Annotated in this window: 25 protein-coding genes; 4 read left to right on the forward strand and 21 right to left on the reverse strand. The window is 61.4% G+C overall.

Annotated features, from left to right (window positions below):
- Positions 1-73: 73 nt before the first annotated feature.
- Genes ntrC through dusB form a run of 3 tightly spaced genes read right to left on the reverse strand, consistent with a single transcriptional unit; the run spans position 74 to position 3,695 of the window.
- Positions 74-1,534: a nitrogen regulation protein NR(I) gene (gene ntrC, locus NKH23_RS25375; RefSeq protein ID WP_352466165.1), complete on the reverse strand. Its 1,461-nt coding sequence runs from the start codon at positions 1,532-1,534 to the stop codon at positions 74-76.
- Positions 1,531-2,673 carry a two-component system sensor histidine kinase NtrB gene (locus NKH23_RS25380; protein WP_023675075.1) on the reverse strand — a complete coding sequence of 381 codons (1,143 nt, stop codon included), beginning with the start codon at positions 2,671-2,673 and terminating at the stop codon, positions 1,531-1,533. Before NKH23_RS25380 ends, ntrC begins: the two co-directional genes overlap by 4 nt.
- Complete coding sequence (gene dusB, locus NKH23_RS25385) at positions 2,670-3,695, reverse strand: tRNA dihydrouridine synthase DusB (RefSeq protein ID WP_352914688.1); 1,026 nt, start codon at positions 3,693-3,695, stop codon at positions 2,670-2,672. The genes NKH23_RS25380 and dusB overlap by 4 nt, the downstream gene beginning before the upstream one ends.
- Before the next feature lie 180 nt (positions 3,696-3,875).
- On the opposite strand from dusB, the gene NKH23_RS25390 reads away from it, so the two are divergent.
- Together NKH23_RS25390 and NKH23_RS25395 are read left to right on the forward strand one after the other, a co-directional pair.
- Positions 3,876-5,096 (forward strand): bifunctional 2-C-methyl-D-erythritol 4-phosphate cytidylyltransferase/2-C-methyl-D-erythritol 2,4-cyclodiphosphate synthase, encoded by a 1,221-nt coding sequence (locus NKH23_RS25390; protein ID WP_352719500.1) that lies wholly within the window; start codon positions 3,876-3,878, stop codon positions 5,094-5,096.
- Positions 5,093-5,602, forward strand: a complete 510-nt coding sequence (locus tag NKH23_RS25395; protein ID WP_352719501.1) for a CinA family protein — start codon at positions 5,093-5,095, stop codon at positions 5,600-5,602. Before NKH23_RS25390 ends, NKH23_RS25395 begins: the two co-directional genes overlap by 4 nt.
- Here NKH23_RS25395 and NKH23_RS25400 read toward each other — a convergent pair.
- The 11 genes from NKH23_RS25400 to eno form a co-directional block, all read right to left on the reverse strand.
- Complete coding sequence (locus NKH23_RS25400) at positions 5,578-6,039, reverse strand: type II toxin-antitoxin system RatA family toxin (RefSeq protein ID WP_292655295.1); 462 nt, start codon at positions 6,037-6,039, stop codon at positions 5,578-5,580. The two genes, NKH23_RS25395 and NKH23_RS25400, sit on opposite strands and share 25 nt — an antisense overlap.
- A gap of 12 nt (positions 6,040-6,051) precedes the next feature.
- Entirely contained in the window at positions 6,052-7,017 is a 966-nt protein-coding gene (lipA, locus tag NKH23_RS25405; protein ID WP_352719502.1) for a lipoyl synthase, read from the reverse strand.
- A gap of 137 nt (positions 7,018-7,154) precedes the next feature.
- Positions 7,155-7,412, reverse strand: coding sequence for a GlsB/YeaQ/YmgE family stress response membrane protein (locus tag NKH23_RS25410; RefSeq protein ID WP_292655302.1), 258 nt, complete (start codon positions 7,410-7,412; stop codon positions 7,155-7,157).
- 98 nt (positions 7,413-7,510) lie between these two features.
- Positions 7,511-8,956, reverse strand: coding sequence for a dihydrolipoyl dehydrogenase (gene lpdA / locus NKH23_RS25415; RefSeq protein ID WP_352719503.1), 1,446 nt, complete (start codon positions 8,954-8,956; stop codon positions 7,511-7,513).
- Positions 8,957-8,967: 11 nt separating this feature from the next.
- Complete coding sequence (locus NKH23_RS25420; RefSeq protein ID WP_352914683.1) at positions 8,968-9,606, reverse strand: SGNH/GDSL hydrolase family protein; 639 nt, start codon at positions 9,604-9,606, stop codon at positions 8,968-8,970.
- Positions 9,603-10,022 (reverse strand): hypothetical protein, encoded by a 420-nt coding sequence (locus NKH23_RS25425; protein ID WP_352719505.1) that lies wholly within the window; start codon positions 10,020-10,022, stop codon positions 9,603-9,605. Before NKH23_RS25425 ends, NKH23_RS25420 begins: the two co-directional genes overlap by 4 nt.
- 17 nt (positions 10,023-10,039) lie before the next feature.
- Positions 10,040-11,410, reverse strand: a complete 1,371-nt coding sequence (locus NKH23_RS25430) for a pyruvate dehydrogenase complex dihydrolipoamide acetyltransferase (protein ID WP_352466156.1) — start codon at positions 11,408-11,410, stop codon at positions 10,040-10,042.
- Positions 11,411-11,428: 18 nt separating this feature from the next.
- Positions 11,429-12,832, reverse strand: coding sequence for a pyruvate dehydrogenase complex E1 component subunit beta (locus NKH23_RS25435; protein WP_352466155.1), 1,404 nt, complete (start codon positions 12,830-12,832; stop codon positions 11,429-11,431).
- 15 nt (positions 12,833-12,847) lie between these two features.
- A complete protein-coding gene (gene pdhA, locus NKH23_RS25440) occupies positions 12,848-13,888 on the reverse strand; it encodes a pyruvate dehydrogenase (acetyl-transferring) E1 component subunit alpha (protein ID WP_352507419.1) in 1,041 nt (346 codons plus the stop codon).
- 171 nt (positions 13,889-14,059) lie between these two features.
- Complete coding sequence (locus NKH23_RS25445) at positions 14,060-14,380, reverse strand: FtsB family cell division protein (protein WP_352719506.1); 321 nt, start codon at positions 14,378-14,380, stop codon at positions 14,060-14,062.
- A 135-nt stretch (positions 14,381-14,515) separates the two neighbouring features.
- Complete coding sequence (gene eno / locus NKH23_RS25450) at positions 14,516-15,790, reverse strand: phosphopyruvate hydratase (protein WP_352719507.1); 1,275 nt, start codon at positions 15,788-15,790, stop codon at positions 14,516-14,518.
- A 213-nt stretch (positions 15,791-16,003) separates the two neighbouring features.
- Here eno and NKH23_RS25455 point away from each other — a divergent pair, with 213 nt between their 5' ends.
- Positions 16,004-16,126 carry a hypothetical protein gene (locus NKH23_RS25455; RefSeq protein ID WP_084642452.1) on the forward strand — a complete coding sequence of 41 codons (123 nt, stop codon included), beginning with the start codon at positions 16,004-16,006 and terminating at the stop codon, positions 16,124-16,126.
- 67 nt (positions 16,127-16,193) lie between these two features.
- Here NKH23_RS25455 and NKH23_RS25460 read toward each other — a convergent pair whose 3' ends face one another.
- The 5 genes from NKH23_RS25460 to NKH23_RS25480 form a co-directional block, all read right to left on the reverse strand.
- A complete protein-coding gene (locus tag NKH23_RS25460) occupies positions 16,194-16,559 on the reverse strand; it encodes a PRC-barrel domain-containing protein (protein ID WP_023675091.1) in 366 nt (121 codons plus the stop codon).
- Between the two features lie 122 nt (positions 16,560-16,681).
- Complete coding sequence (gene kdsA, locus NKH23_RS25465) at positions 16,682-17,533, reverse strand: 3-deoxy-8-phosphooctulonate synthase (protein ID WP_352719508.1); 852 nt, start codon at positions 17,531-17,533, stop codon at positions 16,682-16,684.
- Positions 17,530-18,414, reverse strand: coding sequence for a VOC family protein (locus NKH23_RS25470; protein ID WP_352719509.1), 885 nt, complete (start codon positions 18,412-18,414; stop codon positions 17,530-17,532). The genes kdsA and NKH23_RS25470 overlap by 4 nt, the downstream gene beginning before the upstream one ends.
- A gap of 96 nt (positions 18,415-18,510) precedes the next feature.
- Positions 18,511-18,798 carry a Dabb family protein gene (locus tag NKH23_RS25475; protein WP_254817185.1) on the reverse strand — a complete coding sequence of 96 codons (288 nt, stop codon included), beginning with the start codon at positions 18,796-18,798 and terminating at the stop codon, positions 18,511-18,513.
- Positions 18,799-18,901: 103 nt separating this feature from the next.
- Complete coding sequence (locus NKH23_RS25480; protein WP_292655342.1) at positions 18,902-19,036, reverse strand: hypothetical protein; 135 nt, start codon at positions 19,034-19,036, stop codon at positions 18,902-18,904.
- 185 nt (positions 19,037-19,221) lie between these two features.
- Between NKH23_RS25480 and NKH23_RS25485 the strand changes: the two genes are divergently transcribed.
- A complete protein-coding gene (locus NKH23_RS25485; protein ID WP_502908423.1) occupies positions 19,222-20,211 on the forward strand; it encodes a glycerophosphodiester phosphodiesterase family protein in 990 nt (329 codons plus the stop codon).
- Between the two features lie 86 nt (positions 20,212-20,297).
- Here NKH23_RS25485 and NKH23_RS25490 read toward each other — a convergent pair whose 3' ends face one another.
- Both NKH23_RS25490 and NKH23_RS25495 read right to left on the reverse strand, forming a co-directional pair.
- Positions 20,298-22,277 (reverse strand): bifunctional 2',3'-cyclic-nucleotide 2'-phosphodiesterase/3'-nucleotidase, encoded by a 1,980-nt coding sequence (locus tag NKH23_RS25490; RefSeq protein ID WP_353035539.1) that lies wholly within the window; start codon positions 22,275-22,277, stop codon positions 20,298-20,300.
- A gap of 131 nt (positions 22,278-22,408) precedes the next feature.
- Positions 22,409-23,674 (reverse strand): NAD(P)/FAD-dependent oxidoreductase, encoded by a 1,266-nt coding sequence (locus tag NKH23_RS25495; RefSeq protein ID WP_352719530.1) that lies wholly within the window; start codon positions 23,672-23,674, stop codon positions 22,409-22,411.
- Positions 23,675-23,836: the final 162 nt, after the last annotated feature.

A 23,836-nucleotide genomic window follows, 5' to 3' on the forward strand; every position in this document is an offset into this window, starting at 1 on the left:
TATGCAACAAGTGTGGCCGAGACGGAAATCTTTCGGTGATCGATCCCCTGGAAAGCGCTCGTAAGGGGTTCGTCTAGATCTGCCTGGAGGACTTGTAGACGTTGACGCCGAGTTCGCGAATCTTCTTGCGCAGCGTGTTGCGGTTGAGCCCCAGCAGTTCGGCAGCCTTGATCTGGTTACCGCGCGTTGCGGTCATCGAGGCGAGGACCAGCGGATATTCGACCTCGGAGAGGATTCGCTGATAGAGCCCGGCCGGCGGCAAGTCGCCGGCAAACGAGGCAAAATAGCGCTGCAGGAAATGCTCCACCGCCTGGCCGATGGAAAGGTCATCGGGAATGAGGTTGCCGCCACCTGGAACGACAGGTCTTTCGCCGGTCTTCAACTCCGCCTCGATGATCTCGGCGGAAATCTCGTCCTGCGAATACAGTGCAGCCAGCCTGCGGATGAGGTTTTCGAGTTCGCGCACGTTACCGGGCCACGGATAGCGCTTCATCAGCTCGATGCCGCCGGTGGAAATGCGCTTGGTCTGCAGGCCTTCACTGGCGCCGAGCTTGAAGAAGTGCCGGACGAGGTCCGGAATGTCCTCCGATCGCTCGCGCAGCGCCGGCAGCCTGAGCGGCACAACGTTCAAGCGGTAGAACAGATCCTCGCGGAAAAGCCCCTGATTGATCAGCGTGCGCAGGTCCTTGTTGGTGGCAGCGACGATGCGCACGTCGGTCTTGATCGGTGTGCGGCCGCCGACCGTGGTGTATTCGCCCTGCTGCAACACACGCAGCAGCCGCGTCTGCGCTTCCATCGGCATGTCGCCGATCTCGTCGAGGAAGAGCGTGCCGCCTTCGGCCTGCTCGAAACGGCCGGTGGAGCGGTTCTGCGCGCCGGTAAAGGCGCCCTTCTCGTGCCCGAACAACTCCGATTCGATCAAGTCGCGCGGGATCGCTGCCATGTTGATGGCGACGAAGGGACCGCCTCGGCGGCGGCCATATTCATGCAGCGCGCGCGCCACCAGTTCCTTACCGGTACCCGACTCTCCGCTGATCATGACCGTCAGGTCGGTCTGCATCATGCGCGCCAGCATGCGGTAGATGTCTTGCATGGCCGCCGAGCGGCCGACCAGCGGCATCGTTTCCGGCGGCTCGTCGGCCCGCGTATCGATCTTCGGCCGCCGCGGCTCGGAAAGTGCGCGGTTGACGATGTTGAGCAGCTCGGTCAGGTCGAACGGTTTCGGCAGATACTCATAGGCCCCGGTTTCGGAGGCACGAATTGCTGTCATGAACGTGTTCTGGGCACTCATGACGATGACCGGCAGTTCCGGTCGCGCCTTCTTGATGCGCGGCAGCATATCGAAGGCGTTCTCGTCAGGCATGACAACGTCGGTGATAACCAGATCGCCCTCGCCCGCCGCAACCCAGCGCCACAGCGTCGAAGCGTTGGAGGTGACACGCACGTCGTGGCCGACGCGCGAAAGCGCTTGGTTGAGGACAGTGCGGATGGCCGCATCGTCGTCGGCGACGAGAATATTGCCGCGAACGGTCATTTGCGGTCTCCTTCACCGTCGTCGTCGGTGCCAAACTGGGTTTCTTTCCACGCCGGCATCAGGATGCGGAAGGTGGTCCCGCGCGGCGTCGATTCGCATTCAATGATGCCACCATGCTCGCCGACGATCTTTGCCACCAGCGCCAGACCGAGACCGGAGCCGTTCGGCTTGGTGGTGATGAAGGGATCGAACAGGATCGGCAGGATATCCTCGGAGACACCCGAACCGTTGTCGCGTACGCAGAATTCCAATGGCAGCGACACGCGATCCTGAGTCCCGGGTACAGAAACGCGAATGCCCGGGCGGAAGGCGGTCGATAGCATGATCTCGCCCTGTGGATCGCTGCCGATCGCCTCGGCGGCATTTTTTACCAGATTGAGGAAGACCTGGATGAGCTGGTCGCGATTGGCAAAAACCGGAGGCAATGATGGATCATAATCCTCCAATATCTTGATCCGCTTGGCAAAACCGTTCTTGGCGATTGCTTTGACATGGTCGAGCACGACATGGATGTTGACAGGGTAGCGGTCGATCGGCCGCTCGTCGGAAAACACCTCCATGCGGTCGACCAGCGAGACAATGCGGTCGGTCTCGTCGGTGATCAGCCTGGTCAGTGCGCGATCCTCGTCGGACGCCGACAGCTCAAGCAGCTGCGCGGCACCACGAATGCCGGACAGCGGGTTCTTGATCTCATGGGCAAGCATCGCGGCGAGGCCGGTGACCGAGCGCGCCGCGCCGCGATGTGTCATCTGCCGGTCGATCTTGTCGGCCATTGAGCGTTCCTGGAACATCACCACGACGGAGCCTGGAAATTCCGTTACCGGCGCGACGTAGAGGTCGACTACCTTCTCGATGCCGAGACGCGGCGACGACACGTCCACCCGGTATTCGTTGACTGGCGCCCGGCGCTCGCGCACCTGGTCGACAAGCGTCAGCAGCGGACTGCCGAAAGGAATGAGCTTGTGCAGCGTGTTGCGGGCGAGCATCGTGGCACTCGAACGGAAAAAATCCTCGGCATCGGCATTGGCGAAGGTGATGAAGCCTTGCGGATCGACCATGATCACCGGCCGACGAATGGTGTTGAGCACAATATGCGCGGCGTCCGCCATATCCGTGCTCTGTGTGACGGTGGCGTTCATGCCGCACTCCGCAGGTTCGCCGCTTCGGGAGCGCTTGAGAACATGTCGCGCAGCAAGGCAATGACATGCCCAGGCTCGAAAGATGTGAGTATGGCCTTGCGCCGGTCGTCGCTTGTGGCGGCGTGGCGGTCGAGATACCAGCCGAGATGCTTGCGCGCCTGGCGCAATCCGCTTTCCACGCCATAGAGCGTCAGCATGTCTTCGTAATGGGCAATGACGTAGTCGCTCAGCGCTTGCGGGCTGTCCGGCATGCCGGATACCGGCTCTGCCCGCGCGGCCGCTACAATGCTGCCGGCAGTCCACGGCGCGCCATAGTGCGCACGGCCGATCATCACCGCGTCGGCGCCGGACTGGTCGAGGATCGACGCAGCCTCTGCCGGCGAGCCGACATCGCCATTGGCAACGACCGGGATCGAGACGGCCTGCTTGACGCGTGCGATGGCGCGCCAGTCGGCTTTGCCCTGATAGAACTGGCAACGTGTGCGGCCGTGCACCGTAACCATCTTCACCCCGGCCTGCTCGGCGCGTCGGGCCAGCATCGGGGCGTTGAGCGCACCTTCGTCCCAGCCGAGCCGCATTTTGACCGTGACCGGCACCTCGACCGCCCCGACTACCGCTTCGATCAGCGACAGCGCGTGGTCGAGGTCTCGCATCAGTGCCGAACCGGCATAGCCGCCCGTCACCTTCTTGGCCGGACAGCCCATGTTGATGTCGATGATGTCAGCACCCTCGCCGGCCGCGATTCGCGCGCCCTCGGCCATGTGCACCGCCTCGCGGCCGGCAAGCTGGACCATGTGGACAGGCAGCCCGGAATGACGGATCCGCAGGCCCGAGCCAGCCCTGCCCTTTGCAAGCTCACCGCTCGCCACCATTTCCGATACAGCCAGCCCGGCGCCATGGGCATGGGCGCGCTGCCGGAACGGCTCGTCGGTGATGCCCGACATCGGCGCGAGAAACACGCGATTGCGGATTCTCACGCCACCCACATCCAGCGGCGAAGCCAATTTGGTCACATCAGGCATGCACAAAAACCAAGCACCTTCGATTGCTGCACATTCTCTAGCCAGAACGACGGCAATGTGCAACGCGCAATGTCGTGACATTAAGGCGCATTTGGGAAAAAAAGGATCGCCGGACCGCATCAATCCTGGGTCTTCTGAAAGCGATACCACTTTTCTGGATCATGCGCTAAGCGTCTCGCCATGAGAGATGTGAGCGAAAAGCATGCTGCCGACGACAAAGTCGCCGTGGTCATCGTTGCTGCCGGCCGCGGCGCGCGCGCCGGACAGGCCAATGGGCCGAAGCAATATCAGCAGATTGGCGGCGGCGCCGTTATTGCACGCACACTCGACGCCTTTCTGACGCATCCGAAGATTGGACCTGTCGTGGTTGCTATCCATGCCGATGACGGCGCGCTTTTCCGTCGCGCCGCCGGCGCAAATGCCGACCGTGTCGTTGCTGTGACCGGTGGTACGTCACGGCAGGAGTCCGTTCGCCTTGGACTGCTGGCGTTGAGAAGCCATGCGCCGGGCCGGGTCCTGATCCATGATGCGGCTCGGCCGTTTGTCGACGCGGAACTGATAGACCGCACGATCGCCGCCATTGGCGAGCGCCAGGGAGCACTGCCTGCCTTGCCCGTTGCCGATACGCTGAAGCGCGAAACGGCCGAAGGCATGATCGGCGAAACCGTGTCCAGGGCCGGGCTTCATGCCGCACAGACACCGCAAGGCTTTCCGTTCTGGCCGATCCTGGCTGCGCACGAAAAGGCTCATCATCTGGGCAAGGCGGATTTCACCGACGATGCGGCAATCGCCGAATGGGCGCACATTCCGGTGAAGATCGTTCCCGGCTCACCGGACAATGTCAAACTGACCTGGGCACGGGATATTGCAATGGCGGATCAGCGGCTTTCCAGCGCCCCACGTTTTCCGGACATCCGAACCGGCAACGGCTACGACGTCCACGCCTTCGAGCCCGGCGACCATGTCACCCTGTGCGGCGTCGCTATCCCGCATGACAAGAAATTGTCCGGCCATTCGGATGCCGATGTCGGTCTGCACGCCTTGACCGACGCCCTGCTCGCCACCTGCGGCGCCGGTGACATCGGCACGCATTTCCCGCCCGCCGACCCGCAATGGAAAGGGGCCGCTTCACGCATCTTCGTCGAACACGCGGCCAAGCTGGTGCGAGAGCGCGGCGGCCGCATCGCCAACGCCGATATCACGCTGATCTGCGAGGCGCCGCGCGTCGGCCCTCATCGAGAGGCCATGACCGAAGCGCTTTCGGCAATGCTGCGAATTTCGCGCGACCGCATCTCTATCAAGGCGACAACCAATGAGAAGCTCGGCTTCGTCGGCCGTGAGGAAGGCATAGCGGCCATCGCGACCGCCAGCGTTGTATTTCCGGGGGATGTCCCTGAATGAGCAATAGCGATCTCGCAGATGCCCTGCTTCAAGCCTGCCAGCAGCGCGGCATCATGCTGGTGACGGCCGAGAGCTGCACCGGCGGCATGATCATCGCCGCGCTGACCGACATTGCCGGCTCTTCCGCGGTGGTCGATCGCGGCTTTGTCACCTATTCCAACAAGGCCAAGACCGAGATGCTCGGCGTCTCGACCGCTACGCTCGAGGCGCACGGCGCGGTCTCGCGAGAGATTGCCGTGGAGATGGCGGCCGGGGCCTTGGCCCATTCGCCGGCCGGGCTCGCCCTGGCGGTGACCGGCATCGCCGGACCGGGCGGCGGCTCGGCGGAAAAACCTGTCGGCCTGGTCTGGTTCGGCGTTGCCGTGGCTGGCCGGCCGGTAGTCAGCGAATGCCAGCTGTTCGCCGACAAGGGCCGGGATTTCATCCGCAGGGAGACGGTCCGGCATGCGCTTGAGCTGGGTCTGCGCGCGCTCGCTGCGGATCAGGCTGCCGATGGCGCGCCGTAGATGATTTCGGCCCGTTTCTCGAACGCCTCGGAGAACATGCGGAAGGCGCGGTCGAACATGGTTCCCATGACCGCACCCAAAATGCGGCTCTTGAACTCATAGTCGATAAAGAAGCAGACGTTGCAACCGCGGCCGTCCCCCGGGTCGAAGCGCCAGACATTGCTCAGATATTTGAACGGGCCGTCGATGTATTTGACGTCGATGGCGTTCTCGTCAGGCTTCAGCAGCACCTGCGTGGTGAAAGTCTCGCGGATCGCCTTGTAGCCAATGCTCATGTCGGCGATGAGCAGCGTGCGTCCGTTGCGTTCCTTGCGCGAGCGAACCGTCAGTGCCTCGCAAAGCGGCAGGAATTGCGGATAGGATTCGACATCGGCGACCAGAGCGAACATCTGTTCAGGCGTATGCGCGACGCGGCGATGGGCTTCGAATTGTGGCATGAAACCAGTTTGTTAGGCGGACTTCCTGAGAAACGCTTCGCGCGCCGCGCGTAGTCTGGCGAAATCGTCGCCGGCATGGTGCGACGAGCGCGTCAGCGGGCTCGACGCCACCAGCAGGAAGCCTTTGGTCTTGCCGATCGTCTCGAAGGACTTGAATTCCTCCGGCGTGACGAAGCGTATCACCGGATGGTGCTTCTTCGACGGCTGCAGGTACTGGCCGATGGTCATGAAGTCGACATTGGCCGAACGCAAATCGTCCATCAGCTGCAGGATCTCGTTCCGCTCCTCGCCGAGGCCAACCATGATGCCGGATTTGGTGAAGATCGACGGATCGAGCTCTTTGACCCGCTGCAACAGCCTGATCGAATGGAAATAGCGGGCGCCCGGCCGGACCGTCAGATAGTTCGACGGCACGGTCTCCAGATTGTGGTTGAAAACGTCGGGCTTGGCAGCCACCACAATCTCCAGCGCGCCTTCCTTGCGCAGGAAGTCGGGCGTCAGGATTTCGATCGTCGTCAGAGGCGTTGCCGCCCTGATCGCACGGATGACCTCGGCAAAGTGCTGAGCTCCGCCATCGGCGAGATCGTCACGGTCGACTGAGGTGATGACGACATGGCTTAGGCCCATTTGCTTGACGGCGTGTGCGACGCGCGCCGGCTCATCGGGATCGAGTGCGGTCGGGATGCCGGTGGCGACATTGCAGAAGGCGCAGGCCCGTGTGCAGATCTCACCCATAATCATGAAGGTGGCGTGCTTCTTTTCCCAGCACTCGCCGATATTGGGGCAGCCCGCCTCTTCGCAAACCGTTACCAGTTTGTGAGACTTAACGATTTCGCGCGTCTCGGCATAGCCTTTAGACATCGGCGCCTTGACGCGGATCCAGTCAGGCTTGCGCAGAACGTCCTGATCCGGCTTGTGCGCCTTTTCGGGATGCCGCAGGCGCGGCGCATTGGCAATCGTGTCGAGGACGGTGACCATGTGAAACCCGGCTCATTGGCAAGCGCCTGTCCGGCGCTCGCTCTACCCACGTCATCTAGGACTTTTCGGCGAAAAGAAAAAGGCCGCGATCACGCATGCCGCGGTGGCCTTTTTCGCATAGCAAGTGCCGACAGAGGTTAGCGGCGCACCAGTCGTCCAACCGCAATCAGAATGCAGGCGCCGATGAAGCCGGTGATCAGATAGGCGATCCAGCCGACACCGAAGATGCCGATGTTCAGGGCCTGCAAGATGGCGTTCAACACGATTGCGCCGACAATGCCGAGAATGATGTTCATGAGGATGCCGGTATTGCTCTTCATGACCATCTCGGCGAGCCACCCCGCCAGGCCACCGATGATGATGGCTGCTACCCAGCCCACGCCGTTCATTTCCATATGCCCTCTCCTTGTATGATGGATGATGCGTGCGAAACGAATTGCTCTGCCGTCGAGTTCCTTTGTGTCTTTCGTGTGAGACTCGCCCAACTAATTTATCATGCATTCAGCGCGCGACCATAGGCGTCGAGTACACTCTCCTTCATCATCTCCGACAGCGTCGGGTGCGGGAAGATCGTGTGCATCAGCTCTTCCTCGGTGGTCTCCAGGTTCATCGCCACGACGAAGCCCTGGATCAGTTCGGTTACTTCTGCGCCAACCATGTGGGCACCCAGCAACTGGCCGGTCTTCTTGTCGAAAATGGTCTTGACGAAGCCTTGGTCCTCGCCGAGCGCAATCGCCTTGCCGTTTGCCGCGAACTGGAAGCGGCCGACGCGGATGTCCTTGCCGTCGGCTTTCGCTTTGGCTTCCGTCAGTCCGACCGAGGCGACTTGCGGATTGCAATAGGTGCAGCCCGGGATCTTCAGCTTGTCGGTGGCATGCACGCCGGGGAAATTGGCGATCTTTTCCACGCACACCACGCCCTCGTGCTCGGCCTTGTGGGCGAGCATCGGCGGTCCGGCGACGTCACCGATGGCATAGATGCCGGGCACGTTGGTCTTGCCGTAGCCGTCGACGACGACGCAACCGCGTTCCGTCTTCACGCCGAGCGTCTCGAGGCCGAGATTCTCGATATTGCCCTGTACGCCGACGGCCGAGATCATCCGATCGGCGGTGATCTTCTCGACCTTGCCGTCCTTCATCTCGACATGCGCGGTGACCGAGTTAGTGCCCTTCTCGACCTTGGTCACCTTGGCTTCTAGGATGATCTTCATGCCTTGCTTTTCGAACTGCTTTTGCGCGAATTTCGAGACTTCGGCGTCCTCGACCGGCATCACTGCCGGCAGCAGTTCGACCACCGTCACCTCCGCGCCCATGGTGCGGTAGAAAGAGGCGAACTCGATGCCGATGGCGCCAGAGCCCATCACCAGCAGCGATTTCGGCATCTCTTTTGGCACCATCGCCTCGAAATAGGTCCAGATCAGCTTGCCGTCCGGCTCGATGCCGGGCAGCGCCCGCGGCCTGGCGCCGGTCGCCAGGATGATGTGCTTGGCGCTGTAGGTGCCCTCGCCCTTGACACCCTTGGGCGCCGGCGGCTGCGGCTCCATCGGCTTCTTCGACGATTTCGACACGACGATTTCGCCGGGTTTCGTCAGTTTGGCTTCGCCCCAGATGACGTCGACCTTGTTCTTCTTCATCAGGAAGCCGACGCCGCCGTTGAGCCGCAGCGAGACCTTTCGCGAGCGATCGACGACGGCGGCTGTGTCGACGCTGATCTTGCCATCGATCTTCAGGCCATAGTCCTTCAGATGATCCGAATAGTGCATGATCTCGGCCGAGCGCAGCAGCGCCTTGGTCGGAATGCAGCCCCAGTTGAGGCAGATGCCGCCAAGGTGCTCGCGCTCGACGATCGCCGTCTTGAAGCCGAGCTGAGCGGAGCGCACGGCCGTGACATAGCCGCCGGGGCCGGAGCCGATGATGATGACGTCGTAGTTCTCAGCCACGGCTTTCTCCTTCACAATTCCAGCATGAGGCGCACGAGCGGCGCCAGCGCGTGCCCGATGTTCCGCGTATTTTCCGCGTCGAGATGGACGCCGTCGAGCGGCGTCGTTTTGGCCACCGAGCCGGCATCGAAGAAGCCGCAGCCGGCTTCGTCGGCAAGGGCGGAATACTGCGCCGCCAATCGCAGCGAGGCCTCATCGCCGCCGGCGAACATTTCCTTGAATTCGGCATTCTCCGTGCGGCTGACTACGGGCGGTGCGACGATCAGGATCTGCGGCGCCGGCCAATCGAACGGGTAATCGTGGCCGAGCACGATATCGATCAGGCGTTGCATGCCTTGCTTGGCCGCGACCGGATTGCCGTGAATCCACGGCTTCATATCGTTGGCGCCGAGCATGATGATGATCAAATCGATCGGCGCATGCGTCGTCAGGATTGTTGGCAACAGCCTTGCGCCATTGCGGTCCGCCCCGGCCAAGTGATCGTCGAAGGCGGTGGTTCGGCCATTCAGGCCTTCGGCGATGACCTCGACGCCGCTGCCCAATGCCGCCTGCATCACGCTCGGCCAGCGATCTTCCAGCGGATGCCGGCCGAGGTTTGCCGCGTCATAGCCCCAGGTAAGCGAATCGCCGTAGCAGAGGACCGTCTTCATGTGGCTGCCCCGCCGAAACCTGGTTGCGAGCGCCCCAATCGCCAGCGCACAAAAAGCCACTGGACCAGAACCGTAGCGATGCCCGGCAGGACGAGACCGGCGACGATAGGAAGATCGCTCGACCACTGGCGGTTGCCCGGCGGCTGGGAGAAAGTCCAGCCGATCAGAGCAACTCCAATGAGCACAAAAAATGCTACCCCTATGATCGCCGTCAGTTTTGTTGCCCGTCGTGGATCCGACATGAATTGTGCGATGAAGAATGCGAGCGTCGCGAAGATGGTGACGAGAGCCGAGATCATGAATACAAGGATGTACTCCACGTCGGCATTGGTGGCGACGGCGAGCCACTGCACCACCAATCCGCCGGCCAAACCGGAAAGGAAGAAGGCAAAAAGGCTGGTGAAGAATTTCCGCACCGCCCTGTCCCCTTCTCTTAGACCAGCATGCCCATTGGATTTTCGATCATACGCTTGAAGGCGACGAGCAGCTCGGCGCCGAGCGCACCGTCGACTGCGCGGTGATCGGTCGACAGCGTTACCGACATGATTGTCGCGATCTTGATCTCGCCGTTCTTCACCACTGCGCGTTGCTCGCCGGCGCCAACCGCCAGGATCGTCGCATGCGGCGGGTTGATGACGGCAGAAAAATCCTTGACGCCGAACATGCCGAGATTGGACACCGCCGTGGTGCCGCCCTGATATTCTTCCGGTTTCAGCTTGCGGCTGCGGGCGCGGCCGGCAAGGTCCTTCATCTCGTTGGAGATGACGGACAGCGTCTTTTCGTCGGCACGCCGGATGATCGGGGTGATCAGGCCGCCGGGGATCGACACGGCAACGCCGACATCGGCGTGCTTGTGCTTGACCATGGCGTTTTCTGTCCACGACGCATTGGCATCCGGCACCGCCATCAGCGCCAGGGCCAGAGCCTTGATGACCATGTCATTGACGGAAAGCTTGTAGGCCGGCGTTTCGCCTTTCTCAGTCTTCTTCACCGGGGCGGCCGCATTGATCTGCGTGCGCAGCGCCAGAAGTGCGTCGAGCTCGCAGTCGAGCGTCAGATAGAAATGCGGAATGGTGGTCTTGGCCTCGACCAGCCGGCGCGCGATGGTCTTGCGCATATTGTCGTGCGGGACAAGCTCGTAGGAGCCTTCGGCAAATAGTTTGAGCACCTGCTCGTCCGACATCGCCTTGGGTGCCGTGGCCGCAGATGCCGGAGCGCCGGCGGGCGCCGCTTTTGCTGCTGGTGCCGTCTTGGCGCCGCCACTGGAAATTGCGGCATCGACATCGGCCTTTACCACGCGGCCGTGGGGGCCGGAGCCGGTCAGCGCCGCGACATCTATACCGGCTTCGCTGGCAATGCGCCGGGCCAGCGGCGAGGCGAAGATGCGCTCACCGTTTGCATGGCCGTTGGCGACCGGCGCCGCTTCCGCCTTAGGTAAAGCAGGCTCCTGCTTCGGCGCTTCGGGCTTTGGTGTTTCAGCTTTGGAGGCGTCCGCTTTCGGAGCCTCAGCCTTTGCCGGCGCAGCACCGTCACCGCTTTTCGCGGCGGCCGCCGCATCCTCCCCCTCGGCCGCCAGCACCGCGATCAGCGCATTGACCTTGACGCCTTCAGTGCCGGCCGGAACCACCAGCTTGGCAACCGTACCTTCGTCGACGGCTTCGACTTCCATCGTTGCCTTGTCGGTCTCGATCTCGGCAATCACGTCGCCCGGCGAAACCTTGTCGCCTTCCTTGACGAGCCACTTGGAAAGGTTGCCTTCTTCCATCGTAGGCGAAAGCGCCGGCATGGTGATGTTGATTGGCATTTTGTCCTCCCACCCTGCTCAGCGATACGTGACGGCTTTGACCGCCTCGACGACCTCGCCGACATTGGGCAGCGCCAGCTTTTCGAGGTTCGCCGCATAGGGCATCGGCACGTCCTTGCCGGCAATGGTGATGACCGGTGCGTCGAGGAAATCGAAGGCGCGCTGCGAAACCTGATTGGCGATATGGTCGCCGACCGAGTTCTGCGGAAAGCCTTCCTCGACCACCACCAGGCGATTGGTCTTTTTGACCGAGGCGATGATCGTGTCGAAGTCGAGCGGGCGGATGGTGCGCAAGTCGATGATCTCGGCGTCGATGCCCATGCCGCGCAACTCCGCCTCGGCCTTGATCGCGTAGGTCATGCCGATGCCGAACGAGACGATGGTCACGTCCTTGCCGGATTTGTGAATGCGCGCCTTGCCGATCGGCAACACGAAATCATCCATCTTCGGCACGTCGAAGGAGTGGCCGTAAAGGATTTCGTTTTCGAGGAAGATGACCGGGTTCGGGTCGCGGATCGCCGCCTTAAGCAGACCCTTGGCGTCGGCGGCGGTATAAGGCATCACCACCTTCAGGCCGGGAATATGGCTGTACCAGGCGGCATAGCATTGCGAATGCTGCGCGGCGACGCGGGCAGCCGCGCCGTTCGGGCCGCGAAAGACGATCGGGGCGCCCATCTGGCCGCCGGACATATAGAGCGTCTTGGCGGCCGAATTGATGATCTGGTCGATCGCCTGCATGGCGAAGTTGAAGGTCATGAATTCGACGATCGGCTTCAAGCCGGCCATCGCCGCGCCAACACCAACGCCGGCAAAGCCGTGCTCGGTGATTGGCGTGTCGACCACGCGCCGCGGACCGAATTCCTGCAACAGGCCTTGCGTGATCTTGTAGGCGCCCTGGTACTCGGCAACCTCCTCGCCCATGACAAAGACATCGCCGTCGCGGCGCATTTCCTCAGCCATTGCGTCGCGCAATGCTTCACGCACCGTGGTCGAGATCATTTCGGTGCCGGCCGGGATGTCCGGATCGGCGGCAATTTCCAGCTTGGGCGCGGCGGCAACAGGTGCTGCCGCTTCGCTCTTGGTCGGCGCAGCCGCGGGGGCCGGAGCGGCAGCGGGCGCTGCTGCTTGCGCCTCAACAGCCTCCTCGCCGATGCCTTCGCCTGCCTCGTCGATGTCTTCGCCATCGACGGCCAGCACAGCGATCAGTGTGTTGACCTTGACACCCTCAGTGCCGGCAGGAACCACGATCTTGGCAAGCGTGCCGTCGTCCACGGCTTCGACTTCCATCGTTGCCTTGTCGGTCTCGATCTCGGCAATGGCGTCACCGGCCGCGACCTTGTCGCCCTCTTTCTTCAACCACTTGGAAACATTACCCTCTTCCATGGTCGGCGAGAGGGCGGGCATGAGAATTTCGATCGGCATGTCCTTGCCCTCTCGTTAAAGTACGATATCGGTCCAGAGCTCGGACGGATCCGGCTCTGCGTCGTTCTGGGCAAATTCTGCGGCGTCGGCGACGACGTCGCGGACTTCCTTGTCGATGGCCTTGAGCTCGTCCTCGCTTGCCCATTTTTTGTCGAGCAGCCGCGCTTTGACCTGCTCGATCGGGTCACGTTCGGAGCGCATTTTCTGCACTTCTTCCTTGGAGCGGTATTTTGCCGGATCCGACATCGAATGGCCGCGGTAACGATAGGTCTGCATTTCGAGAATGAGCGGCCCGTTGCCGGCGCGGCACCATTCGGCGGCGAGGTCGCCGGCTGCCTTTACGGCGCGCACATCCATGCCGTCGACCTGGATGCCTGGAATCTTGAAGGAGGCGCCGCGGTGCGAAAAATCCGTTTCGGCCGACGAGCGCGAGACCGAGGTGCCCATGGCGTAGCGGTTGTTCTCGATGATGTAGATCACCGGAAGCTTCCACAGCGAGGCCATGTTGAAGCTTTCGTAGACCTGGCCCTGGTTCGCGGCGCCATCGCCGAAATAGGTCAGCGTCACATTGTTGTTGCCGCGATAGCGGTTGGCGAAGGCAATGCCGGTGCCGAGCGACACTTGCGCGCCGACGATGCCGTGGCCGCCGTAAAAATGCTTCTCCTTGGAGAACATGTGCATCGAGCCGCCCTTGCCTCTGGACAGGCCGCTACGGCGCCCGGTCAGTTCGGCCATGACGCCGCGCGGCGACAACTCCATGGCCAGCATATGACCATGGTCGCGATAGGCGGTGATCATCTGGTCGCCATCGATCAGCGCCATCTTCATGCCGGTAACGACCGCTTCCTGGCCGATGTAGAGGTGGCAGAAACCGCCGATGAAGCCCATGCCGTAAAGCTGGCCGGCCTTTTCCTCGAAGCGGCGGATGAGCAGCATGTGCCGGTAGGCGGCAAGCTCCTGGTCCTTGGTGAATTCAACAGGCTTTGGGGTGGAAAGGCCCGGCGTTTTGCCGTCTGATTTGGATTTGGCAGGCGCTTTTCTGGTGGCGGTGGCCATGCATCACTCCCTGTTGGCGTCTCTTGGCGGACAGCGAGGGAGATCAGTTCTCCCACCGATTTGAGGCAGGCTAACATGCAGGGAAGGCTTTCGCCATGCCGAAAACGCATGGCTGTCATGCATCTAAACAATTAAAATCATTGCAAATATCGCTGATTAACTGAAATCAGGTTACCTTGCGGCCGGCAGCATGATGGTGATCTCGTCGGCGTGTGACAGATTAAGCGCCTTGCGCGCCTGCTCGTCCAGCATGTCCTTCTCCAGCGTGCCCTCATGCATCAGCTGAACGCGGCGCTCTAGATCGATCCGGCGCGCCTTGACGGCATCGAGCCTGCCCTGCAATTCGGCAGTCTCAGCTTCGAGCTGATACTTGGAATAGATGCCGAACTCGCCATGATAGGCATGGAAGCCGAAATAAGTCAGGAACACCACGCAGAGCGAGGGGATGATCAGCCGGCCGGTGTTTCTTTGCTTATGCTGGCGTGTCCACATGGTCCGAATCCTCTACGCCGCCTTTGTCGCCCGATTGTGCTTAATGGACGGTTACGGATTGCTGGATTCGGAGCCAGGAAGCAAAAAAGGGCGGGAATGTCCCCGCCCTCGCCGCCACGGATTTTCTCTCGAAAATCAGCTTTTCACGATCGACTTGCCGGCATATCGCGCCTGCTTGCCGAGCTCCTCTTCGATGCGGATGAGCTGGTTGTACTTGGCCATGCGATCCGAGCGTGACAGCGAGCCCGTCTTGATCTGCCCGCAATTGGTGGCAACGGCGAGGTCGGCGATGGTCGAATCCTCGGTCTCGCCCGAGCGGTGCGACATCACCGCGGTATAGCCGGCCTTGTGCGCGGTCTCGACGGCGTCGAGCGTTTCGGTAAGCGAGCCGATCTGGTTGACCTTGACCAGAATCGAATTGGCGACACCCATGCGGATGCCGTCGCGCAGCCGCGCCGTGTTGGTGACGAACAGATCGTCACCAACCAGCTGCGTTTGCTTGCCGATGAGATCAGTCAGCATTTTCCAACCGTCCCAGTCATCCTCGGCCAGGCCGTCCTCAATGGTGATGATCGGGTAGTCGGCAGCGAGTTTGGCCAGATATTTGGCCTGCGCCTTCGGGTCGCGGGTTTTCCTCTCGCCTTCATAGACGTAGTTGCCATCCTTGAAGAATTCGGTCGCCGCGCAGTCGAGGCCTAGTGCAACCTCCTCGCCAGGCTTGAAGCCAGCCTGCTCGATCGATTCCATGATGAAGTCGAGCGCGGCCGGCGCGCTCTTCAGGTTGGGGGCAAAGCCGCCCTCGTCGCCGACATTGGTGTTGTGGCCGGCGTCCTTCAGCTTCTTTCGCAGCGTATGAAAGATCTCCGAGCCCCAGCGCACGCCGTCGCGCAGTGTCGGCGCGCCGATCGGCAGGATCATGAATTCCTGGAAATCGATCGGGTTGTCGGCATGCGCGCCGCCATTGATGATGTTCATCATAGGCACCGGCAGCACATGGGCCTTGGTACCGCCGACATAACGGTAGAGCGGTAGGCCGGCCGCTTCGGCCGCGGCCTTGGCCACCGCCAGCGACACGCCGAGGATGGCATTGGCGCCGAGCCGGCTCTTGTTGGCCGTACCATCGAGCTCGATCATGGTCTGGTCGATATGGATCTGATTCTCTGCCTCCATGCCGCCGATCGCCTCGAACAGCTCGCCGTTCACCGCCTCGACCGCTGTCAGCACGCCCTTGCCGAGATAGCGGGGGCCGCCATCGCGCAGTTCGACTGCCTCATGCGCGCCGGTCGAGGCGCCGGACGGCACCGCGGCGCGACCCATCGAGCCGTCTTCGAGCACGACGTCGACCTCGACGGTCGGATTTCCGCGGCTGTCCAGGATTTCACGCCCGACAATGTCGATGATGGCCGTCATTGCGATGTCCCCGATTGATCGATTGAAGCGTCGCGCACCTCTTAGCCAAAGCGCCGCAAAACGCAATCGGGGCAGTTGCAAATATTGCCCCGCGCCCATTGCCGCTCTTGGGATTCACGAAGCACAAAGCGCTGTCATCATTTGTCATGCGCCGCATGCCGGTTTCTGGTCTATGGCTGTTGTCGCGCGGGGCGAAACAGGAGGAGTTTCGCCATGTCCCAGTTGAGCGGTATTGTGAGTTTGTTCCTGATTGCGGCTGCGTTCCTGACGTCGTGCGACAATCAGCAACCCCCGCAGGGATCGTCGCCTTTGCCGGCCCTGCAGATTGCGCAGTAGCATCCCGCCACCCACATCGAAAGGCCCCCGATTTCCGGGGGCCTTTTTTTGATTCCAGGAGACTTAGTCAGTGCCAGTAAGGCTCGACCTTGTAGTAGTTGTATGAGGCGTCACGCGCGGCCTCGCCGTCGGCGCCGGTCAGCTCGTTGATCGAATAGGAAGGAGCGGCCATCAGCTGGTCTTTGGTGAACGGCACGACATAGCCGCCCTTGTTCTCGTCATAGTCAAGGCTCGCCCACGGAATGGCGTGGTATTTTTCGCCGATGCCGAGAAATCCGCCAAAACCGATCACGGCAAACATGATTCCGTTCGACAATTTGTCGAGCATGACGTCCTCGATGTCGCCGATATGAGTGCCTTCCGTATTGTAGACCGATGTGCCGATAACCCGCGAAGCGGCGATGGCTTCGGTGTGTCCCGTCTGGGTCGTCATGGTGTGCTCCTCGTCGTCGTTGACATTAGATTTTGACAATGAGGGCCGCGGGCTAAGGTTCCAGGCGGGTTCGAAATTCTTCAAAGTTTTCTTGGCGGCGCTGCTGTGGCGCAACTGCTGGTTCAACCCACGCTTTTGGCGATGCGATCGAACGCCATCAGCCGTTCAAGCAATGCGGGAAGATCCTTTAGCGGCACCATGTTGGGACCGTCGGAAGGCGCGTTGTCGGGGTCCTGGTGCGTCTCGATGAAGACGCCGGCGACGCCAACCGCGACGGCCGCGCGCGCCAGCGTCTCGACAAAGCGCCGGTCGCCTCCAGACGAACCGCCCTGCCCACCCGGCTGCTGCACGGAATGGGTGGCATCGAAAATCACCGGCGCGCCGATCTCGGCCATGATCGGCAGCGCCCGCATGTCGGACACCAGGGTGTTGTAGCCAAAGGATGCGCCGCGCTCGGTGACCAAGACATTGGCGTTGCCGGAGCCGATAATCTTGGCGACGACGTTCTTCATGTCCCACGGCGCGAGGAATTGGCCCTTCTTCACATTGACCACCTTGCCGGTTCTTGCAGCAGCAATCAGCAAATCGGTCTGCCGGCTAAGGAAGGCAGGAATCTGCAGGATATCGGCATGCGGAGCGACGATCGCGCATTGTTCCTCAGTGTGGACGTCGGTCAGGATCGGCAGCGAAAAATTCTTGCGCAAGTCGTCGAAGATCGGCATTGCCGCTTCAAGTCCCGCACCGCGCGTGCCGCCAAGAGACGTGCGATTGGCCTTGTCGTAGCTGGTCTTGTAGACGAGCCCAATGCCGAGCCTTTCGGTCAATTCCTTTAGCGCACCGGCCATGTCGAAAGCGTGCTGCCGCGATTCCAGCTGGCATGGACCGGCGATTAGCGACAGGGGCGCACCGTTGCCGAAAATGACCTTGCCGATCGCAACGGAGGAATTTGGCATCAGTGGATTGAGCTTGTTCATGCGATCTCCCGGAAGATGAAGGCTGAGCCCTGGCCTGGCGCCGGCGGCACGATGATATCACCGCCGCGCATGTGGTGTTCGACGGAATTGGCTGCAAGCAGCTTGGCGACGGCATCGCCGTGCCAAATCGAAAAGACGATCCCAGCAAAGCGGAGTTCAGATGGCACGCCGGCAGGAATGCCGAAGCGTGCCGAATAGGCTGCAGGATCCAGAACGGTCACGACGGCATTCGGCAGCTCATAGACAGTGCCGCCCTGCGCCTTGATCCCGGCTGCGATCGAAATCACATTGCGTTGTTCGAAGGGTTCGCCACTGACTGCCACGATTTCGACAATGCCGGTTGCGCCATTGGCGTGAGCCTGCAACGCAGTGCGGTCGACGTTCGGCGCATTGATCCGCTCGCAGGCGAAGAGAAAAGCGTCCGTTGCCTTGCCTGTAGCCGCGAAGGCCAGTTTGAACGATGCGGTGTCGCTCTTTCCCGCCGCATCGGTGAAGGCGCGCGAAAAGCTGAGCATGTCTCCCGCCGACAATCCGGCTTCCATGTAGCGCGCGTGGTCCGCGGCGGCGCTTTCGGTGCCCAGCGCCACGGCAGAAAATCCTTCATCGCCGTTTTCTTCGCGATAAGTGCGATCACGCGCGACAAAGACATTGCGGTTCGCGATCGCCGTTGCCACGGCCTGTCTGTCGGCGACCGCGAGCGGCTCGAGATAGGTGCCGTCGGGGAGGAAGACACAGCAGTTTTCCGTTCCGAAAGAGTGGATACCTGTCGGCGCAACGGTAAAGCCGAGCAAGGTCAAGCGCGCCCGTGCAACATCGAGGCTCGCGGTCGGCAGCACCAGGTGATCGAGCGGATGAGGGCTTGCGGGGGTGTTCTCGGTCATGTCCCGCGCGGTGTGCCTCATTCCTGAAAATGGTTCAAGGGCTTAGCCGGCGACTCAGCGGCAAGACCACATCAGGGCGCAGGGGACAGCAGCTCGTCAACTTGCAACGATGTCGGCCGAATAACGCAATTCGCGCAGCGGTTTGACCCGGCTGGTCGTCTCTGCATAGAGCGGATGCGCCTTGTAGGCGGCGAGCGCCGCTTCGTCCTCGAACTCGGCGTAGACGACCACATCAATCTCATCCGAGAGCGGGTCGACCTTGGTGTTGAGCGTTACCTCGAAATGACGCGAATGAGGTATCTTGCCAAGCGCCAGGAGACCCGTGCGCACTGCCTCGACATCCGCTTTATGCCGTGCGCTGAAGAAAACGATATGCCGGATCAACCCAGCCTCCTCGACCGTTGGACCGGCGTTCTTTTGTGTCAGCGGGAGCGTGCCGTCAATCGGCAGGTTTGTCGCGTCGGCGAACCGTGGCAACGAAGAGAAACTACACCATGCTGGTTACATAGTGCACGATGCGGGTCACCTCCCTCACCGTCCTGTCGAGGTAGCGGCCTTGGTTGTAAATGCCGTCCCAGATCAGGAAAAAGGTGACGGTCGTGATGACGATGACATAACGCATGACTAAAACTAGCGCATATGGGTGGTTGCAACCATAGCGATTCCGGCCCTGCTGAGACCCTCCCCCGAATTTTAGCGGCCTTTGGTCTGTATGCCGCGCTGCCTGCTGGCCAGAATGGCGCTACCGCTGCAGGGCGCCTTGGAAAGATAACCCCTGTCGGTTTCGACGACCGCTTCAGGAATCATATCATGCGCAAACGGACAATCTCCCTCGTTGCAATTCTTGTCGCTGCAGGCGGCATCTGGCTCAACAACACTTCGCTGCTGTCGAGCCGGCCGGGCGGCACCCCTTCGGTGCTTGCCCATCGCGGCCTGGCTCAGGATTTCGACCGTACCTCGGATCGGAAACATGCACGGCATGCTCGCATGCTGACGCTGCGCCATTCCTTCCTCGAAAACACGATACCCTCGATGGAAGCCGCCTTCGCGCTCGATGCGGACGCGCTCGAACTCGATGTCCATCCCACTACGGACGGCAAGTTCGCCGTCTTCCACGATTGGACGCTGGATTGTCGCACCGACGGCAAGGGTGAAACGCGCAGCCATGCAATGTCCGAATTGAAGACGCTCGATATCGGTTATGGCTACACTGCCGATGGCGGCAAGACCTTACCGTTTCGCGGCAAGAGTGTCGGCATGATGCCGTCGCTAGATGAAGTCTTACAGCGCTTCCCGAACCGGCGCTTCAATATCAACATCAAAAGCAACGATCCCAAGGAAGGCGAGATGCTGGCCGCCTGGCTCGCCACATTGACGCCGGCCGAGCGCGCCAATCTGACGGTCTATGGCGGTGACAGGCCTATAGAAGCAGTGAAGGCAGCGTTGCCGGATATGCACACGCTGAGCCGCGCATCCCTGACGCGCTGCATTCTTCGCTACGCTGCGCTCGGCTGGAGTGGCTACATTCCGCATGCCTGCCGCCAGGGCACTTTGCTCATTCCCGTCAACGTCGCGAAGTGGATGTGGGGCTGGCCCGATCGTTTTCTCGACCGTATGGACAGCGTCGGCAGCCGCGTCTACCTGCTCGGTCCCTATTCCGGTGGCGAGTTTTCACAAGGCCTCGACGACCCCGCCTCGATCGACCAACTGCCGGACGATTATTCCGGTGGGGTTTCGATGGACGCGCTGGATCTGGTCATGCCTGCCGTCAAGCGGCGTTTCGCACCACCTGCTTGAAGAGACACCTGTCTCAAACGGATTGGCCGTATCGGGACAGTATCTTAGCGCTGAGACAGTTTCGAGCCGACGCTCAAATCCTCGCCTCAAAGAGTGACGCGGTATTTTGCAAAGCCTGCTTCGCCCTCGCCCGCCGGCTCGATCTTCAGCGACTTCATCTGCGCAATAAACTCCTTCGCCTTGGCGCCGGTCTCGAACATGACGCTGGTTCCCGGTAGTGGCGCAAACGACCAGTTGGCGTCCGCCGACGGGTTGATGGTTCCTTTACTGATAATGTAGCGCACGATCACGTCGCGGTTGGTGTCGGGCGCTTCGTAGATGATCTTCGAGGCATTGACCTCCGGGAAATTGCCCCCGCCGCCGGCACGGTAGTTGTTGGTGGCGACGACGAATTTCCGCTTGGGATCAATTGGTTTGCCGTCGAATATCAAGTCAATGATGCGGTTCGAGCCGGCATTCACCAGCCCACCCTTCGAATCATATTTCGGTGGCTGCGACAGATCGATCTTGTAGGTGACGCCGTCGATCACGTCGAAATTATAGGATGGGAAGTCGGAGTCGATGAGCGCCTGGTCGGCTATGCCCGGTTCGATCCGGTTGAAGATGCCGGCCGACATTTCCAGCCATTCCTTCACTTCTGCTCCGGTGATTTCGACGGCGCGCACCGTGTTTGGATAGAGGTAGAGATCGGCGACGTTCTTGATGGCGATATCACCCACCGGCACGTCGGTGTAATAGTCGGCGCCGTTGCGCCCTCCCGCCTTGAACGGTGCCGCTGCCGACAGCAGCGGCATATCCTTCCACTCGGTGTTCTTCAGGATGTCCTTCAAGTACCAGGTCTGCGCCTGGCTGACGATCTGCACCGACGGATCGTCGGCGACCAGCGCAAAATAGGAATAGAGCGGCGCAGAGGTTTTGCCGACCGGCCGGCGCACATAGGCAAGCGTCGCCTCGTGGTCCTGTTTGAGCGCGTCGACGATGCGCTGGTCGTCAGCGACCGTCGGCTTGTTCGTCTTGTCGACCCGCTCAAAGATAGGCCTGGCCTCAGAGGTCGCCGAGACGATTTTCCACGTCGATCCGTCGCGCTCCAGCAACAGATCGATCAGCCCCATATGCGAGCCCCAGAAGCCGGCCATGACGGCGGGCTTGCCTTGCAACGTGCCCTTCGCCGTATCGACAGCTTCCAGCGACTGAAAGTCCTTCTTGCCAGGGAAGACCAGATGCTGGTGGCCGGTGAACACCGCATCGATACCTTCGACACCGGCAACGAAGAAGGAGGCATTCTCCATCAGGTCGCTTTGCTTCACGTCGATGCCGGAATGGGAGAGCGCAATGACGATGTCGGCGCCTTCTTCCTTCATCTGCGGCACCCACGCCTTGGCCGCCTCGACGATGTCGCGCGTCTTGACGCTGCCTTCGAGATTTTTCAGATCCCAGACCATGATCTGCGGCGGCACGAAGCCGATGATGCCGATCCTGATCGGTTGCTCGGCGCCCGATCCGTCCTTGATCTTCCTGTCGAGGATGACGTAAGGCTTGAGATAGAGCTTGTCGTCGCGCGGGTTCGCGGCAAGCTCCGTGCCGCGGATCAGGTTCGCGCAGACAAACGGGAAATTGGCACCGGCCAGCACCTTGTCCATGAACGACAGGCCGTAGTTGAACTCGTGGTTGCCGAGCGTCGAGCATTCGTAGCCGAGCAGGTTCATGACCTTCATGACCGGATGCAGATCGCCATCCTTCATCCCCCTCTCGTAGGCGATGTAGTCGCCCATCGGGTTGCCTTGCAGAAGGTCGCCATTATCGATCAGCATCGCGTTGGTTGCTTCCTTGCGCACGGCTTCAATCAATGATGCCGTTCGCGACAGCCCCATCGTGTCGTTAGCTTTGTCGGCGTAGTAATCGTAAGGCAGCACGTTCACGTGGATGTCGGTCGTCTCCATAATCCTCAGATGCGCCTGATTGGCTTGAGCCCGGGCGGAGAACGGGTGCAGCATGATCAGCGCTCCGCTGGCGGCGACGCCGGCGAGGAAATCGCGGCGTGAGACGAGGTGGCGCAATTGAGACATTCGTTTTCTCTTTCTTCCACGACGTGACAAGTCCTGCCCGAAGCAAAGCTTCGCGCCGAAATCCAGCCGAGTCCAGAAGCCGATTCCATCAAGAGGAGGTGACGCGCCGATGAGTGTCCGGCGGCGAACAATCAGCCCTTATCGTCGTCGCCCTGGGTGATCAGCCGCGCGCTGCGCTGACCGGTGAAGTAGATCCATAGCCAACTCAGGGAAACCGCAAGCCGGTTACGAAAGCCGATCAGGAAGTAAATATGTGCCAAGCCCCACAGCCACCAGGCAAGCCGGCCGGTGAGCTTGATCCAGCCGAAATCAATGACCGCGGCGCGCTTGCCGATCGTCGCCAGATCGCCGTCATGCCTGTAGCTGAAAGGGCGCGGTGTCGCGTCACCGGCAAGCCTTGCCTTGATCGTTGCGGCGACGTGCCGTCCCTGCTGCTTGGCGGCGGGCGCGACGCCCGGCACCAGCCGGCCATCCGGCCGCAGGACGTGCGCTGCGTCACCGACGACGAAAATCTCCGGGTTTCCCGGCACACTCAGGTCGGGCTCGACAAGCACCCTGCCTGCGCGGTCCGCTGCCGTGCCGAGCCATTCGGCGGCCGGCGAAGCGGCGACGCCCGCCGCCCAAAGAATTGTCCTGGCCGGCAAATGTGTGTCGCCGAAGACGACACCCTCGGCATCGCAGCGTGTAACTGCCCTGCCGAGTTCGACGGTCACGCCGAGCCGTCCGAGCGCCTTCATTGCATAATCGGAGAGTTCGGGAGCGAAATTCGAGAGGACGCGGTCGCCGGCCTCAATCAGCACCACACGCGTCTGCCGCGTGTCGATGTTGCGGAACTCGCCGCGCAGCGTGTCGTGCGCCAGTTCGGCAATGGTGCCGGCCAGTTCCACGCCGGTCGGCCCGCCGCCGACGACCGCCAGCGTCAGCAATGCCTGGCGCTTAGCGGGATCGGTTTCCCGCTCGGCCTGCTCGAAAGCCAAAAGAATACGCCGTCGAATGGTGGTGGCGTCCTCCAGAGTCTTCAGGCCCGGGGCGAACGGCTCCCATTCGTCATGGCCGAAATAGGCGTGCCGCGCGCCGGTGGCCAGCACCAGAGTGTCGTAAGCGACCGTGCCGCCGTCCTGCAGCAGCACGCGCTTGCCGTCGCGGTCGATTCCGGTCACGGTGGCGAGCAGCGTCGTCACGTCATTGCGCTTGCGCAGGAGATGGCGGATCGGCCAAGCCACTTCGGAGGTGGCCAGCGCCGTCGTCGCGACCTGGTAGAGCAGCGGCTGAAACAGATGGTGATTGCGCCTGTCGATCATGGTGATGCGCACCGGCGCGCCGGCAAGTGCGCGGGTGAACTCGAGGCCGCCGAAGCCGGCGCCTACGACGACGACGTGATGGTTGGCTATGTTCATCTCACTCATCCCTCTCGCCAAGGCTGATGTAAGTATCGTTGTGCAGTGCAGCAATACCTGCGCTGCAACTGCTTGGGACTCGTCTCTTGATGTCGTGAATACGCATGCTGCAGGCTCATTCCCGGATATAGCTTACGTCCCAGATATGACTTGGTTGGAACA

The organism is Mesorhizobium sp. M1328 (assembly GCF_040318075.1).
In the GTDB taxonomy this organism is placed as follows: Bacteria; Pseudomonadota; Alphaproteobacteria; order Rhizobiales; family Rhizobiaceae; genus Mesorhizobium.

Excerpts from the sequence above, each read along its gene's own strand:
- ntrC (WP_352466165.1), bottom strand. The coding sequence starts at position 1,534 with ATGACCGTTCGCGGCAATATTCTCGTCGCCGACGACGATGCGGCCATC.
- NKH23_RS25380 (WP_023675075.1), bottom strand. The coding sequence starts at position 2,673 with ATGAACGCCACCGTCACACAGAGCACGGATATGGCGGACGCCGCGCAT.
- dusB (WP_352914688.1), bottom strand. The coding sequence starts at position 3,695 with ATGCCTGATGTGACCAAATTGGCTTCGCCGCTGGATGTGGGTGGCGTG.
- NKH23_RS25390 (WP_352719500.1), top strand. The coding sequence starts at position 3,876 with ATGAGAGATGTGAGCGAAAAGCATGCTGCCGACGACAAAGTCGCCGTG.
- NKH23_RS25395 (WP_352719501.1), top strand. The coding sequence starts at position 5,093 with ATGAGCAATAGCGATCTCGCAGATGCCCTGCTTCAAGCCTGCCAGCAG.
- NKH23_RS25400 (WP_292655295.1), bottom strand. The coding sequence starts at position 6,039 with ATGCCACAATTCGAAGCCCATCGCCGCGTCGCGCATACGCCTGAACAG.
- lipA (WP_352719502.1), bottom strand. The coding sequence starts at position 7,017 with ATGGTCACCGTCCTCGACACGATTGCCAATGCGCCGCGCCTGCGGCAT.
- NKH23_RS25410 (WP_292655302.1), bottom strand. The coding sequence starts at position 7,412 with ATGGAAATGAACGGCGTGGGCTGGGTAGCAGCCATCATCATCGGTGGC.
- NKH23_RS25420 (WP_352914683.1), bottom strand. The coding sequence starts at position 9,606 with ATGAAGACGGTCCTCTGCTACGGCGATTCGCTTACCTGGGGCTATGAC.
- NKH23_RS25430 (WP_352466156.1), bottom strand. The coding sequence starts at position 11,410 with ATGCCAATCAACATCACCATGCCGGCGCTTTCGCCTACGATGGAAGAA.
- NKH23_RS25435 (WP_352466155.1), bottom strand. The coding sequence starts at position 12,832 with ATGCCGATCGAAATTCTCATGCCCGCCCTCTCGCCGACCATGGAAGAG.
- pdhA (WP_352507419.1), bottom strand. The coding sequence starts at position 13,888 with ATGGCCACCGCCACCAGAAAAGCGCCTGCCAAATCCAAATCAGACGGC.
- NKH23_RS25445 (WP_352719506.1), bottom strand. The coding sequence starts at position 14,380 with ATGTGGACACGCCAGCATAAGCAAAGAAACACCGGCCGGCTGATCATC.
- eno (WP_352719507.1), bottom strand. The coding sequence starts at position 15,790 with ATGACGGCCATCATCGACATTGTCGGGCGTGAAATCCTGGACAGCCGC.
- NKH23_RS25455 (WP_084642452.1), top strand. The coding sequence starts at position 16,004 with ATGTCCCAGTTGAGCGGTATTGTGAGTTTGTTCCTGATTGCGGCTGCG.
- NKH23_RS25460 (WP_023675091.1), bottom strand. The coding sequence starts at position 16,559 with ATGACGACCCAGACGGGACACACCGAAGCCATCGCCGCTTCGCGGGTT.
- kdsA (WP_352719508.1), bottom strand. The coding sequence starts at position 17,533 with ATGAACAAGCTCAATCCACTGATGCCAAATTCCTCCGTTGCGATCGGC.
- NKH23_RS25470 (WP_352719509.1), bottom strand. The coding sequence starts at position 18,414 with ATGACCGAGAACACCCCCGCAAGCCCTCATCCGCTCGATCACCTGGTG.
- NKH23_RS25480 (WP_292655342.1), bottom strand. The coding sequence starts at position 19,036 with ATGCGTTATGTCATCGTCATCACGACCGTCACCTTTTTCCTGATCTGG.
- NKH23_RS25490 (WP_353035539.1), bottom strand. The coding sequence starts at position 22,277 with ATGTCTCAATTGCGCCACCTCGTCTCACGCCGCGATTTCCTCGCCGGC.
- NKH23_RS25495 (WP_352719530.1), bottom strand. The coding sequence starts at position 23,674 with ATGAACATAGCCAACCATCACGTCGTCGTCGTAGGCGCCGGCTTCGGC.